Origin of the sequence: Bacillus sp. B19-2, from assembly GCF_022832475.1 — a bacterium.
Taxonomy (GTDB): domain Bacteria; phylum Bacillota; class Bacilli; order Bacillales; family Bacillaceae; genus Bacillus; species Bacillus paralicheniformis.
Window position 1 is genome coordinate 1,004,669 of the sequence record NZ_JALHKQ010000002.1, and the last position, 13,287, is coordinate 1,017,955.

A 13,287-nucleotide genomic window follows, 5' to 3' on the forward strand; every position below is an offset into this window, starting at 1 on the left:
GTTGATTCAGACGAATATCCAACACACTTTATTTTTTGTGAAGCAGAAAATGCTAAGAGTGCTGAATGACTCAAATGAGATATAATCAAAAACGCATGGGCTGAAAGCAAAAGGCAAGCTAACGACGTAGGCATCGCCAAAATTTATTAAAATAAGTTAAATGAACATGGTGGACTTTTAGTGAATATTAATCAAGCTCATAAAATTTTGAATAAGCTGGGGAAATCAACTACTCTTGAAGATAGTTGCATTAAAGAGAATGTTGCTCCGTATGAAAATTTTCATAAATTAGAGAAAGACAAGAATAAGTGGGTTTATGGTTTGTTTATGGTTGAAAGACAAAACAACCCTTATTTGGAAGTAACAAAAGAATTTGATACTGAAGTTGAAGGGGCAAAACACTTTTTTTTGGATAGTTTATCTTCTTTTTACTTTTTAGAAAAGTTTCAGCGTTTTGTGATGGAACATGAAGAGTTGGATATAGGTGGCCCTACATTTGATCAAAGTAAACTTTTAAAAGCCATGTCTATTTTAGGGGTCCCTGCTTCTTTATTTGCTTTGGGACAATCACAAGTAAGAAATAGAGCGATTATGCTAGAGAAGGAAGACGAAACAAGTTCGATTGTCTCTTTTGTCAACGATAAAGGTAATGTGATTCAATCTACAGTAGCCATCCGAAATCAAAGAGCATTGTTTATTGCGCTCAAAAAAGTTTATTTGCTTTATAAATTTGAAAATGAAGTGAAAAACTTGTTGGAAACTGAAGGAATAGCAAATAATTTCTCTGAAGGAGACATAAAAACTTTTCTTTCATAGTGAATTTTTAATCGACCATCTATCTATTATAGATGGTCGATTTTAATTGAAACTACATAAGGTTGAGATTTTATGAGAAATGGTGTTTGGGCGTTATACAATGGCAAAGAGTACGAAATTATTCAGCATGATCAAGAAAACTATGAGTTGTTTACCAAAGATTCCGTATCAATGCAATTTGGTTTTGTTTTAGGTGGAGGTGGACAATATTGTAAAAAAGTTCGAAGAGCACATATTTCTTCAGTTTATGATGTAAGATACCAAGCAATTATTAATGGTCTTGAGTTTCCTGTTTTTCGTGAGGAAGACAATAGGCTCTTAATGGAAGTGGTTTACATGGCCCTGACATTATCGAAAAATATGGATTTGTTCAAGTTAATCGATTTGAGTATGAAAAATGGGTAGGAAAAGGTGAAGTTGAAAAAATTGAAGAAGTTAAAGTACCTATTTGGAGATTTCCTGCCCCTTGAGAGTCCTTTAATCGGGTACTGAAAAAAGGTGCATGGAATGCTTCTGTTGAAAGTGTTTAATTGCTGACTCAGGATATCTCAATGACACTCTCCATGTTTTGAAAGTTTTGATGGGTGAGCTCAATATATTAAATCAATAAATAGATAAAGATTATACAAAAGAAGTTTCCATTACAAAAGGTGGTTTTATAGAAATGCATAATTTGTTGAAGGAAAACCTTGGTGAGGATTATGCAGTTATAAGTCAAACTGAAGAAAATAAAATAAGGGTTTATCAAAAGTTTAATAACTGTATTTATCAAGAAACATTTGTTGAACTTCAAGAGAACACGGAAAAAAATATGTATTATTTAATATTAAATAAAAGAGGGAATGAGTTTATTAAAGAGCAATTTAATCAAAAAGAACAGGGAGTTTGTGCGCTTGGAATTTATGCAGCTTCAATTTTAAGTGATCGTATTCAAGATATTGAAACAGTGGATAGCATATTAGAGTTAGAAGATAATGATATAAAATCTTTAAATAATTTAATGAATTTGAAAATTGGTGAGAAATATTTTTCAATTTTTAAGGAAAAAAAAGCTGCTATTAACTTAGAAAAAACAAAAAATGGATTATTTAATATTTTTTATATGACGCCTGACTTCAAAAAAGTTTATTTAATTAAAGATAGAGAAGCTCCAAATGCGTTTCTTGTATTGTATAATTTTTCTGAAAGATTAAAAGAAGTTAGCTCTCTTTTGAATCTATGGAAAAACAAAATAACTATAGGTATGCAATTTGAGGAGAAGATAAAAAGATTGACTTTATAGAAATAAAATTTTATATTTTCGTATTGAAACAAAAAAATCGCTCTCCATGCGTTTTAAAGATGAACTAACAAAGCAGGTGTGCCAGATGAAAAGAAGAACAATATCGTTCCAGTGGAACGATGATAACCATATCTCACAATTTAAAAAAAGGTTGTACTCCGCTATCCTTGGCGGGATTATCGGTGATGCGCTTGGGGTCCCTGTGGAATTTAAAGCTAGAAACTTAAATATTACTGGAATGACAGGGTACGGGACTTATAATCAGCCGCCTGGGACATGGTCAGATGATACATCACTCACTTTGTGTTTAATGGAGAATCTGATCGAAGAAAAAGATGAGACCGAATTGATGAAAAAGTTTGCTGCGTATCGGGAAGGGTACTGGACGCCATACGGCAGCATGTTTGATATTGGCAGGGCCACTGATGATGCAATCGAGCGTTTCAAAAGGGGCATTCCGATTGAAGGATGCGGCGGAGCGTCTGAGTTTGATAATGGAAACGGGGCATTAATGAGAATATCTCCGTTGGCTTTTACACTATGGAACGAATCCGATTTTTCAAAAAGGCAAGCTGAGATCGAAAGGTGGGCCTTTATTACACATCGTCATCCCCGATCTACGCTGGGATGCATCATTTATATAGAATTCTTAATAAACTTATTTGATCATTCTCCTAAAGAGGCATATAAACAAGCTGTCCATTCTTGTGTGGAGAATTTGAGAGGAACCGAGTATGAAAATGAGTTTTCTGCCTATAAGAGGGTACTCAATGATGACATTGCTGGTGTTAAAAGAGAAGATATCATGTCAGACGGCTATGTCGTGCATTCTTTAGAAGCGGCATTGTGGTGTTTCCTCAATTCAGAGCGCTATTCTGATGCAGTATTGAAAGCAGTGAACCTGGGGGAAGACACAGATACAATTGCGTTTATTACAGGTACGATGGCTGGAATGTATGATCAAATGAAAAGCATCCCGGAAGAATGGATCACTGTCTTGGCAAGGAAAGAAGACATTCTGGATTTGTCTGAAAGGTTCACTCAGTTCTGCTTTGAAAAATCAAAGCAATAGCTTGTCTATATGAAAAAGAAAATGCCGGCTGACAGGACATTTTCTTTTTCACATCAAAAACCACTTGCTTTTCTCCAAAAATCCATCTATAATAAATCATGTCTTAAATATACGGGGCATTAGCTCAGCTGGGAGAGCGCTACACTGGCAGTGTAGAGGTCAGCGGTTCGAGCCCGCTATGCTCCATCTCGGAAACCCTTGATATACAAGGGTTTCTTTTTTTATTGTTGTTTATAAAAATCGACTCGAATAATGAGTTGTTGGCAAATTGTTGGTTAACCTTTTTTCAGTGATCGATACCGATGTTTTTAGAAACTGTTGGGTAATCAATTTACTTCTATATATGATAATTCATTAAAAAGGGGTCATTTCTTTATCGTTTCTTTCTGAATTACCCCAAATAATTTTTTAATCTTTCTAAACCTGTCCTGAGCTCATCCAGTGATTTTGTAGAAGAAAGAGCAATACGCAGGTACTTATGAGGTGGTGTCGAACCACTGAGAAAGCGGTCAGAATGAAATACTCGAATTCCGTGTTTCTTCAGGTCTGTTTCCATCTGCAACCCATCATTAAGATTTTTGATGGAAAGCCAACGATAAAAGCTTAAAGGATGTCCATTCAACTCTTTTTCAGGAAAATACTCCGAATAAATATCATTTGCCGACTGGGCAAGCTGTTTTTTTCGAGAAACAATGTCATGCGCCTCTCCTGATAAGATCAGTTCTGTTACTACCTCTGCATCAAAGGAAGATGTTTTCACATTAATGTTAAAAATAGCTTGGAGGATTTTCTCGCGTAATGCATCCCCATAGGCGATATAGGCTACTCTTAATCCTGAACAGATGGACTTTGAAGTGCTGCAAATATAAACGCTTTGCTCTGGAAGCAGGTTGAACATGGGCTCCTGGTAATCAGAGATTATGCCTGCAGTCATAAATGCATGAATATCATCCTCAATCAATAGTAAACGATGCTTGCGGATGACTTCCGCGATTTCTTTCTTTCTAACATCTGACATCATAACAGTAGTCGGGTTACAGCAGGAGGGCATCAGAAAAATGCCATGAATGTTGAGTTGCGTACACTGCTTATCAAGCTCGTTTGGCAGCATTCCATATTCATCTCCAACAATCGGCACTAGTTGGATCTGGTGCATTTTTGCCAGATCAATAAAGTTTGCATACGTATATAAGTCTGTTGCAATTCGATTTCCTGGCTCAAACAATGCGGTCAATGAAACGGCCAGCGCATTTTGGGCACCGGAAACAATTGAGATATGCTCTTGGTCAGTTTGAATGCCGAGCGATTTCATCCAGTTGAGTCCTGCCGTTTTTTGATGCGGAATGCCGGTTGGATCGTTGTAATTGAGTAACTGCTCTAAATAATGTTTATTCGTAACCTGTTGAATCGCCTCAGCTACAATTTCATTGGTTTCTTCAAAAGAGGCAACCAAACCAAGATCGATACAGTTGGTAATTTTATTTCTAGAAATGGTAATAGAACGAGCGGCGCTAGGAGAAACGAAAGTTCCTTTTCCAGTGACCGCATAAATCAGCCCCTTAATCTTACACACTTTATAAGCACGGGTAATTGTAGTGAAGTTTAAGTCAAGAAAGTCAGCCAATTCCCGTTGCGGCTGCAGTTTTGTACCAGGCGCTAAATAGCCGTTTTTTATATCCTCTTCAAGCAAAGTTGCGATTGATTCATAAAACGGGCGCTTCAATGCCTTCCTTTCAGGTTTCCAAGACATTGGGTAATTGTCGAATGAGTTTACTGGCATAATTCACCTCTATTATCTAATTTCTAAACAACATATCTATCATGTGAAGCATCTAGTAAATGTACTTATTTATTATACAAAAGATAATTGTAATCCATACAATTATCCAATTTATTGTTTGGATTTCGTGTGATAAATTATAATAAAATTTTTCATTCGAGGTGTGAATTCTATGACAGAAAGAAATCAAATATGGGCTGCATTTCGTTGGGCCTTCCCATATACGATGCCGATTTTAGCCGGATTTTTATTTTTGGGAATTGCTTATGGAATCTTTATGCATTCTTTAGGGTTTAGCGCAATTTATCCGATCATTATGAGTTTTACGATATTTGCAGGGTCTATGGAGTTTGTTGCTGCAAATTTTTTGCTGAGCGGGTTCCATCCGTTTAATGCTCTTTTATTAACGTTAATGGTGAATGCCCGGCATTTATTTTATGGAATTTCCATGTTGGATAAGTACAGGGGAACTGGAAAGAAAAAGTTTTATCTGATTTATGGAATGTGTGATGAATCTTTTTCTATCAATTATACGGCTGATGTTCCAGCGAATATTGACAAGGGATGGTTTATGTTTTTTGTGACGCTGCTTAATCATCTATATTGGGTCGCAGGAGCAGCAATCGGAGGAATGTTTGGATCTTTTGTAAAGTTTAATACTGAAGGGCTTGATTTTGTAATGACAGCACTCTTTATTGTGATTTTCATAGAACAGTGGATGAAAGAGAAAAAGCACCACAGTGCTCTCACAGGACTTGGGCTTTCAGCAGCCAGTCTGATCATTTTTGGCGGGAACCAATTTATTATTCCTGCTATGCTTGCCATTTTAGGCGTGCTCACTGTTCTGAGAAAACCATTGGAGAAAGCTGAGGTTTCCGTATGACGATGAGCATAACGCAGCAAATAATCACCATTGCTATGGTAGTGCTTGGAACAATGCTGACAAGGTTCCTACCATTTATCATTTTCCCGTCGGGCAAACCGACACCGAAATATGTACAGTATCTTGGCAAAGTGTTGCCACCAGCGGTCATTGGGCTTCTGGTTATTTATTGTTTTAAAGATGTGAGTTTACTTTCTGGAAGTCACGGTATCCCTGAATTGATTGGGGCAGCTGCAGTTGTACTACTTCACTTTTGGAAGAAAAATATGCTCCTCTCTATAGCAGGGGGAACCATTGTCTATATGATGTTTGTGCAAGTCATTTTTTGATCACACCGATTCTGATTTGTGAAAATCAAGGAGGCTGCGAATCGTGCAAAAAAACAGACGAGCATCAACTCTATGAACTAAGCAAGTAGAGAATCATCTGTACGCACAGTCGTTAAGATTTTGAATCCACGCAACGGAATCTGATTTTTATGAAATGAATTTAAAAAGGGAAGCGGCTGAAATAACTGAACTGGATTATTAAAGTTCATTCTTTACTTATGACCATTTCCATATCTTCAATTTGGGACATTTCGGGCACCGGCCTTTTCACTTTGTTCTGGCTGCTTTCTAATTCACGGAGCAGTTCAACATGCTCTGTCAGCATCATAGCAGACCATTTCTGTCATCTATCATATTGTGAATCTCCCTGAGATGATGACGTGTTCTTTTTCCAGCGAGAAAAGGAACCCAACAGTCGAAGTTAGGTTCTTTTTCATTCAAGGATATTGGCGAAAATAATTGACCGTGAAGTGTGTGAATCCACCCTAAGTTCGGGCTTAAACACTTTAATAGAAATGAATCCAACTGAAATCAGCCTTAACATCCTTATCGATAGGACTTCCATGGTAAGGAAGAGGTCAGCGGCTCGAGCCCGCTATGCTCCATCTTTAAAACCCTTGATCATTCAAGGGTTTTTTTGTTGCCTTTTTTACGCGATCCATTTTTGCGGGTGGATAGCCTATCTGTCCGTACGGTATTTGACGACTGGCCATTTTTCTTTTCGCAGAGCGTTCATCAGCTCCGGTCCTACATGCAAATGCTCTTCAATCAGCTCTCTTGGAGTCAGCGCCATCCACTGATTTAATGAAATGTCTGCAAAGCGGCTGCTTTTGAATATTTCTAAAAACCACAGGCTTTCGCTGCCTGTATTTTGAATGTAATGCCCCATGGCAAACGGGACATATCCGACATCCCCCGCCCGGTAATTAAAGGTGCGGGCAGTCCCGTTCGCCGCGAATACTGTCATTCGCCCGGTTCCTGAGATATAGTACTGCCATTCATCGTTGTTCGGGTGCCAGTGCATTTCCCTCATTCCGCCGGGCTTGACTTCGACGAGCGCGGCGGCGATCGTTGTTGAAATTGGAAAGTTTGAAGAATCAACAATTCGTACCGTTCCGCCCGGCGTTACGATAGGCTTTTGTGTAAACAGCCTGTAAGCGAAGCTTTTTGGTACGGTTCCATACGGGTCTGGCACATTTTGCTTTTCAAGCGGTCCCGGCGCTTTTGCTTGGAAGATGTATCGCTGTTTGTCGGGGATGCGGGCGAAGGCGCTTTCGTGTACACCGAAATTCGCGGCCAGAACATCTTTCGGTGTATGTGCGAACCAATCTGTAATCGTGAAGGTATCAAACTCGGAGAAATTTCCGTCATCAAAAACGAGGAGAAATTCGCAGCCATCCTCAAGCCCTTGAATCGAGTGCGGTATTCCGGCGGGAAAGAACCACAAATCCCCGGGGCCGACATCGGCGATAAAGTTTCTGCCGTCCTGATCGACGGCGGTAATGCGCGCATGGCCCAAAATCATGTAAGCCCATTCCGATTGTTTATGCCAATGCAGCTCGCGCACCCCGCCTGGCGTCAGCCGCATATTGACGCCGGCAATCGTTGTTGATACCGGCAGCTCCCGGGCAGTTATTTCACGCGACCAGCCGCCATGATTTAACTGCATATGTGTGTCTGAAAAAGAAAACTTTAAATTTGGGATGGCTCCGGCATCTGTTTTTGGAGGAACGAACATGTCGGGATTCTCTACATCCCGCATCACGTCGCGGGGACCAAAATCTGTCGCGCCCGCACCATCGTGTCTTATTGGATGAGGCACGCGATTGTACCAAGCTGGAGTCCCGGCTGTTCTTTTCATGTGAAAAGCTCCCTTCACAGGTCGTGTATACCGAAATTTATGACACGGACGCTGAAAATATATCGACTCGATAAAAAAACCGGACAGATTTTCGCTTCCTTTAAAATAACGCTGCGCCGTTTTTTCGTAGGGCGGCAGTATAGTCTGCACGGCGCAGCATCCAGTTTATTTCTTTTCTGACGGTCTTCGACCGATCATCCAATGACTACTGACTGAATGATTTCGCCCGAAGTTGAATAAGATAGAAAGCATCCGGGCCATTTTCGAACGGCTACATGAAATGAATACTATGTGACAAGAAAGAAGGGAGCGTTGATGAAAAAGCTTTGCCGGGAAGTTTGGGTAGAGGTAAACCTTGATGCGATTAAAAAAAATTTGCGCGCATTTCGGCGGCATATTCCGAAGAGGAGCAAGATTATGGCTGTCGTAAAAGCGAACGCTTATGGGCACGGCTCGGTGGAAGTGGCACGCCATGCACTTGAACATGGCGCGAGTGAGCTCGCCGTTGCCTCGGTGGAGGAAGCGGTCGTTTTACGAAAAGCGGGGATTGAAGCGCCGACCCTTGTGCTTGGTTTCACCCCGCTTAGCTGTGTGAAAGAAGCGGCAGCTTGGAATATATCGTTATCAGCATTTCAAGTTGACTGGATTAAAGAAGCGAACGAGATATTGGAAACAGAAGCAACCCCTGACCGGCTGTCTGTTCATATCAATGTGGATACCGGCATGGGGCGTTTAGGTGTACGCACAAAAGGAAGGCTTTTAGCCATCGTGGAAGCGCTGACGGCAAGTGAAAACCTCAGATGGGAAGGGATTTTTACGCATTTTTCCACAGCTGACGAACCGGATACTGAGCTAACCATGATTCAACACGAAAAGTTTATCAGCTTTCTCCGCTTTCTGAAAGAACAAGGCTTTAAGCTGCCTGCGGTGCATATGAACAACACGGCCGCGGCGATCGCTTTTCCGGAATTCAGCGCTGATATGATTCGCTTAGGTATCGGAATGTATGGATTATATCCTTCCGATTATATCAGGCAGCTCAATCTCGTTAAGCTTGTGCCTGCACTAAGCTTGAAGGCGCGCATCGCTTATGTGAAAACCATGTTGACAGAACCGCGGACCGTTAGTTATGGCGCTACATATGTTGCAGAGCGCGGGGAAGTGATTGCCACGATTCCGGTCGGCTATGCTGACGGTTATTCCCGTGAACTTTCCAATCGCGGATTTATTCTTCACCGCGGAAGACGGGTGCCGGTGGCGGGAAGAGTAACAATGGACATGATCATGGTCAGTCTGGGAGAGAGCGAAGGTAAACAAGGAGAGGAAGTCGTGATTTACGGCAGGCAAAAGGGAGCTGAAATTTCCGTTGATGAAGTTGCGAAAATGCTTGATACGATCAACTATGAAGTGGTATCTACAATAAGCTGGCGCGTCCCTCGTTTTTATATTAGAGACGGCGAGATTTTTAAAAAGTCGACTCCGCTGTTATACGTGTAGTTTTCCCATACTCACAGGCCGTTTTTTCGATCATTGAACAAAATAGGAAAAGTGAAAATTCTTGACAAAAAAATTTATTTATGCTATAATTTACTAATTGGATATTGGTGTGTATAATAGGATTCTCCTGGCCGGGAGAATCCTATTTTTTTGCGTTTGATGAAGGAGTGTACGACATGAAAAAAGATGAATCGAGTGTAACGTCTCTTATTTCGGCTTTTGGCAGAGCTTATCACAGCCAATATGATGAACCAAAAATTTTTGATGATAATCTAGCCAAAACGCTCATTTCCCAACAAGAATTTGCTGATATCAAAAACAGCTTCATTCAAGGTATACAGTTCTTCAACAAAGATATAGCGGAAAAATACGAGGGAGACGATGAAGAAATATTAAAATGGATCACACAAATTCAGCTTTCTCCGACGCCGCTCGCGCGTGCCGCATATTGCGAAAGCGTGCTGCACCATGAGATTCGGCTTGGAGCAGAACAATACGTGATTCTTGGGGCAGGGCTCGATACTTTTTGTTTTCGGAATCTGGAGTTAAAAGACAAAATTGATATCTTTGAAATTGACCATCCGGCAACACAAAAATGGAAAAAGGAAAGACTCGACAAAGCCGGTTTTCACATCCCGGCCCACCTTCATTTTATTCCTTTGGACTTTGCCAAGGCGTTTTCTTATCAAGAATTGGCTGATAAGGGTTTTCATTTTAACAAAAAAACGTTCTTTAGCTTTTTGGGCGTTTCCTACTACTTAACAAAGGAAGAAACCGAAAAATTGCTGAGACAATTAATGGCTGATCTTCCTTCAGGGAGTTCGATCGTTTTTGATTATGCGGATGAAAACCTGTTCAAAGAGAAAGGTTTCTCCAACAGGGTGGAAAATATGGTGAAAATGGCAGCGGCAGGCGGAGAACCGATGAAATCATGCTATTCGTATCAGGAAATCCAGCATATGCTGGAGCAATCCGGGCTGCTCATTTATGAGCATTTGTCACCGTCAAATATTCAAGAGCGTTATTTTAACAATCGAAAAGATGATCTGTCAGCCTTTGAAACGATTCACTACATTCATGCCGTGAAAAAATAAACACGAATCAAGAAAAACGCCCGGGAGCCGGGCGTTTTTCCTATTTTAAGCCGCGCGATCGTCTTTCTGTTTTTCTTGAGGGAGTACAAGCTGTTTAGGAGGGCATTTGCGCTGCGTCAATTCGGACACAGCGAAGATCGTCATAAATGCTGTAACCGCAGCCAGCGTCCGGAAAGGAAAGAGGACTGTGCCGTCTTCAATCATCGGATACGGCAGAAGCGGCGGGATGCCGAATGCGGGTTCACCGCCGCCCAGCCTCAGAATGACCGCAACTGCAAATCCGGCAATTGACCCGTACAGGTTTGCTCTTTTATAAAAGAGGGCCATTGTTAACTGGGGAAAAAGAATGCAATAAACTAAATCTGAAGCCAAATACCATAAAGTATAAACGCTTTTGACATTCAGCGCGATGATCGCTGCTCCCGCGCCGAATAAAACGATTGAGCGTTTGACGACTTTTTGCAGCTGTTTTTGGGTGGCCTTCGGCTTGATCAGCGGACGGTAAATATTCCATGCGGCCATTGATGATGCCGATAGAATCGATGAGTCCATGCTTGACATGACGGCAGCTGCGATTGCACCCAAGCCGAGTCCTGCTACGATTCCCGGCGTTAAATACGCAAGCGTTTGCGGCAAAATCATCGCCGGGTTATCAGGAGCGCTCGCTCCGAACAGGCTCCAATCGGCACTGTTTCCGGCAGCTCCGATGATCACGCACGGAATAGCGGCAATGATGCAGATCACTCCGGCAATAATCGACTGCCACATGGCGGCGTTTTCCGATTTTGCCGAAAGAACGCGCTGAAAGTACACCTGCCATGCGATACCCCCGAAAATTAAGAGGAGCGCATTATCCCACCAGTTCCAAAACAGGTTTCCCCATTCAGGATTTTTCCAGCCGTCCAACGGCGGAAACAGATTGGCGCTGCTGCCGAAATCGTGCCTGTAATTTGTCCAAACGCTATCGAGTGAACCGACATTTGACAATACAAATGGGACGACTAAAAACAGCCCGAGCAAAATGATGATCATTTGGAAGACATCTGTGAAAGCGACTGCCCACATGCCTCCGGCCACCGTATAAGCGATGGCGATCATCGCCGAAAGAATAATCGACGTTTGGAAATCGATATTCAGAATCATTCCGAAAGTCGTGCCCAATGCCGTTAAGATCGCGGCGCTCCAAAACAATTCTCCTAACAGCGCCGGTATATATAAAACGCCGGCCATCCGCTTACCGAAGCGCTGTTCGAGAGGATCGATAATGGTCATAAATCGATGACGGCGCATTTTTCTGGCGAAGAAAATACCGCCGATAATCAGGCTTAATGCGTAGCCCCAAGGTGCCTGGGCCCAGATGAGGCCGTCGCTGTAAGCCGATTCAGCCGTTCCGTTAATATATCCGCCGCCGACCCATGTTGCGGCCATCGTCACCATTCCGACGAAAAACGGCATGCTCCTTTTTGCCACGATCATATCAGAAAAAGAATTTGATTTCTTTGCTGCGTAAAAAGCGCCTAAATAATAGGTGAAAGCAAAGAATATCATCATGGAGATAAAGCCGCCCCAATGAATGTCTGCATTCGATATGCCGATATACGCGAGTATGCCTCCCGCAAACAGCGCAAAAATACCTAATTTGATCCAGTTTTTTTTCTTCTCAGCATAATTCATGTATGCACATCGCCTCCGATAATAATTTTTCGAATTTTCTTGAAATTAAAATGTGAAAAAAGGTTTTGCGCCACTCTGGGAAGTATGCAAATTGCTGACTTCAGAGCGGATAAAACCTTTTTATTTCTTGTTATCAATCGGTATAAACTCAAAGATCTCTCCGGATTGGACAGATTTCGCGAGTCTCAGCAGCCAGTCATAATACGGTTTTGACTGTTCCAGCTGGTCATAAAGAGCTCTCGCTTCTTCTTTTATACTTTCGTCAAGCCCATCGCTTTCGACGATGTCCTCCAATGCTTTTTGAGCGTCTTGAATAGCCATGAGATTCACTTTGACTTCCCTTTCCCATTTTTGCGGGAAAAAGCTTGTGAAAAATTTGAAGAAATCCTTTTCAGCAACAAAGCTGTGTTTTCTTCTTCCTCTATGGAATGTCTTTTTGACGACGTTTAAGTCTTGGAGCTTTTTTACGCCTGTGCTCATGCTGGGCTTGCTCATTTGCAGTTCTTCCCGCATTTCGTCCAGTGTCATTTCATCCGAAAGGTACATCGTTCCGTACAAAATACCCGCACTCCGGGTAATGCCGTACAGATCCATCGTTTCTGCGATTGAATCAATGACAAGATCTTTTGCCTGTGCGATCGCTTCTTTTGCTGAAAGATCACGGGGATTGTCCATTACTTTCCTCCTTTCACAGGAGCGGAACATCAGCATTGCAGATTCAATGCTCCCCCGAAAAATCGGGGATTAATCTGAAATCCGCGTTAAGTTTGTTAAGTTATTTCTGTATGTTCTTTATCTTAACGAAAGAAATTCAAATGTCAAAATCAAAATTTTTTTTCAAATGGCCTCAGCCCGTATGAGTGCTGCGTTCACATAAAATTCAAAAAAAATAATCAGCCTGATTTCCTTTGACACAAAAAATGGCGCATGATAAATTCAAAGTGTTCAAAACGTTAAATTTTTATTTAACAAACTTTGCGTAATGAGGAGGCTGCTTTT

The 13,287-nt window shown here is 41.4% G+C and carries 12 protein-coding genes, 1 tRNA gene and 1 pseudogene; 9 read left to right on the plus strand and 5 right to left on the minus strand.

Annotated features, from left to right (window positions below):
* Nucleotides 1-180 precede the first annotated feature (180 nt).
* The 5 genes from MST20_RS12255 to MST20_RS12275 all read left to right on the plus strand — a co-directional run bounded on the left by MST20_RS12255 (nucleotide 181) and on the right by MST20_RS12275 (nucleotide 3,356).
* A complete protein-coding gene (locus tag MST20_RS12255; protein WP_243942446.1) occupies nucleotides 181-816 on the plus strand; it encodes a hypothetical protein in 636 nt (211 codons plus the stop codon).
* A gap of 72 nt (nucleotides 817-888) precedes the next feature.
* Nucleotides 889-1,221 carry a hypothetical protein gene (locus MST20_RS12260; protein WP_243942447.1) on the plus strand — a complete coding sequence of 111 codons (333 nt, stop codon included), beginning with the start codon at nucleotides 889-891 and terminating at the stop codon, nucleotides 1,219-1,221.
* Between the two features lie 259 nt (nucleotides 1,222-1,480).
* A complete protein-coding gene (locus tag MST20_RS12265; protein ID WP_243942474.1) occupies nucleotides 1,481-2,098 on the plus strand; it encodes a hypothetical protein in 618 nt (205 codons plus the stop codon).
* An 85-nt stretch (nucleotides 2,099-2,183) separates the two neighbouring features.
* Nucleotides 2,184-3,170, plus strand: coding sequence for an ADP-ribosylglycohydrolase family protein (locus MST20_RS12270; RefSeq protein ID WP_243942476.1), 987 nt, complete (start codon nucleotides 2,184-2,186; stop codon nucleotides 3,168-3,170).
* Nucleotides 3,171-3,283: 113 nt separating this feature from the next.
* A tRNA-Ala gene (locus tag MST20_RS12275) sits at nucleotides 3,284-3,356 on the plus strand.
* 205 nt (nucleotides 3,357-3,561) lie between these two features.
* Here the strand turns inward: MST20_RS12275 and MST20_RS12280 are convergent.
* The gene (locus MST20_RS12280; RefSeq protein WP_243942478.1) at nucleotides 3,562-4,950 is read right to left on the minus strand and encodes an aminotransferase-like domain-containing protein; all 1,389 of its coding nucleotides are present in this window, start codon (nucleotides 4,948-4,950) and stop codon (nucleotides 3,562-3,564) included.
* Between the two features lie 172 nt (nucleotides 4,951-5,122).
* On the opposite strand from MST20_RS12280, the gene azlC reads away from it, so the two are divergent.
* Together azlC and MST20_RS12290 are read left to right on the plus strand one after the other, a co-directional pair.
* Nucleotides 5,123-5,833, plus strand: a complete 711-nt coding sequence (gene azlC, locus MST20_RS12285; RefSeq protein WP_243942479.1) for an azaleucine resistance protein AzlC — start codon at nucleotides 5,123-5,125, stop codon at nucleotides 5,831-5,833.
* On the plus strand, nucleotides 5,830-6,162 hold the full coding sequence (locus MST20_RS12290; RefSeq protein WP_243942481.1) for a branched-chain amino acid transporter permease: 333 nt from the start codon (nucleotides 5,830-5,832) through the stop codon (nucleotides 6,160-6,162). The genes azlC and MST20_RS12290 overlap by 4 nt, the downstream gene beginning before the upstream one ends.
* A gap of 158 nt (nucleotides 6,163-6,320) precedes the next feature.
* Here the strand turns inward: MST20_RS12290 and MST20_RS21395 are convergent.
* Nucleotides 6,321-6,490: pseudogene (locus MST20_RS21395) on the minus strand (YolD-like family protein); the annotation flags it as partial.
* 351 nt (nucleotides 6,491-6,841) lie between these two features.
* Nucleotides 6,842-8,023: an oxalate decarboxylase family bicupin gene (locus MST20_RS12295; protein WP_243942484.1), complete on the minus strand. Its 1,182-nt coding sequence runs from the start codon at nucleotides 8,021-8,023 to the stop codon at nucleotides 6,842-6,844.
* A gap of 315 nt (nucleotides 8,024-8,338) precedes the next feature.
* Between MST20_RS12295 and alr the strand changes: the two genes are divergently transcribed.
* Complete coding sequence (gene alr / locus MST20_RS12300) at nucleotides 8,339-9,520, plus strand: alanine racemase (protein ID WP_243942486.1); 1,182 nt, start codon at nucleotides 8,339-8,341, stop codon at nucleotides 9,518-9,520.
* Between the two features lie 176 nt (nucleotides 9,521-9,696).
* Entirely contained in the window at nucleotides 9,697-10,614 is a 918-nt protein-coding gene (locus MST20_RS12305; RefSeq protein WP_075751236.1) for a class I SAM-dependent methyltransferase, read from the plus strand.
* A 45-nt stretch (nucleotides 10,615-10,659) separates the two neighbouring features.
* On the opposite strand, the gene MST20_RS12310 is transcribed toward MST20_RS12305, so the two are convergent.
* Both MST20_RS12310 and cudC read right to left on the minus strand, forming a co-directional pair.
* A complete protein-coding gene (locus MST20_RS12310) occupies nucleotides 10,660-12,288 on the minus strand; it encodes a high affinity choline transporter 1 (protein ID WP_243942488.1) in 1,629 nt (542 codons plus the stop codon).
* Nucleotides 12,289-12,408: 120 nt separating this feature from the next.
* Nucleotides 12,409-12,963: a choline uptake/conversion transcriptional regulator CudC gene (gene cudC / locus MST20_RS12315; protein ID WP_243942489.1), complete on the minus strand. Its 555-nt coding sequence runs from the start codon at nucleotides 12,961-12,963 to the stop codon at nucleotides 12,409-12,411.
* Nucleotides 12,964-13,287 lie beyond the last annotated feature (324 nt).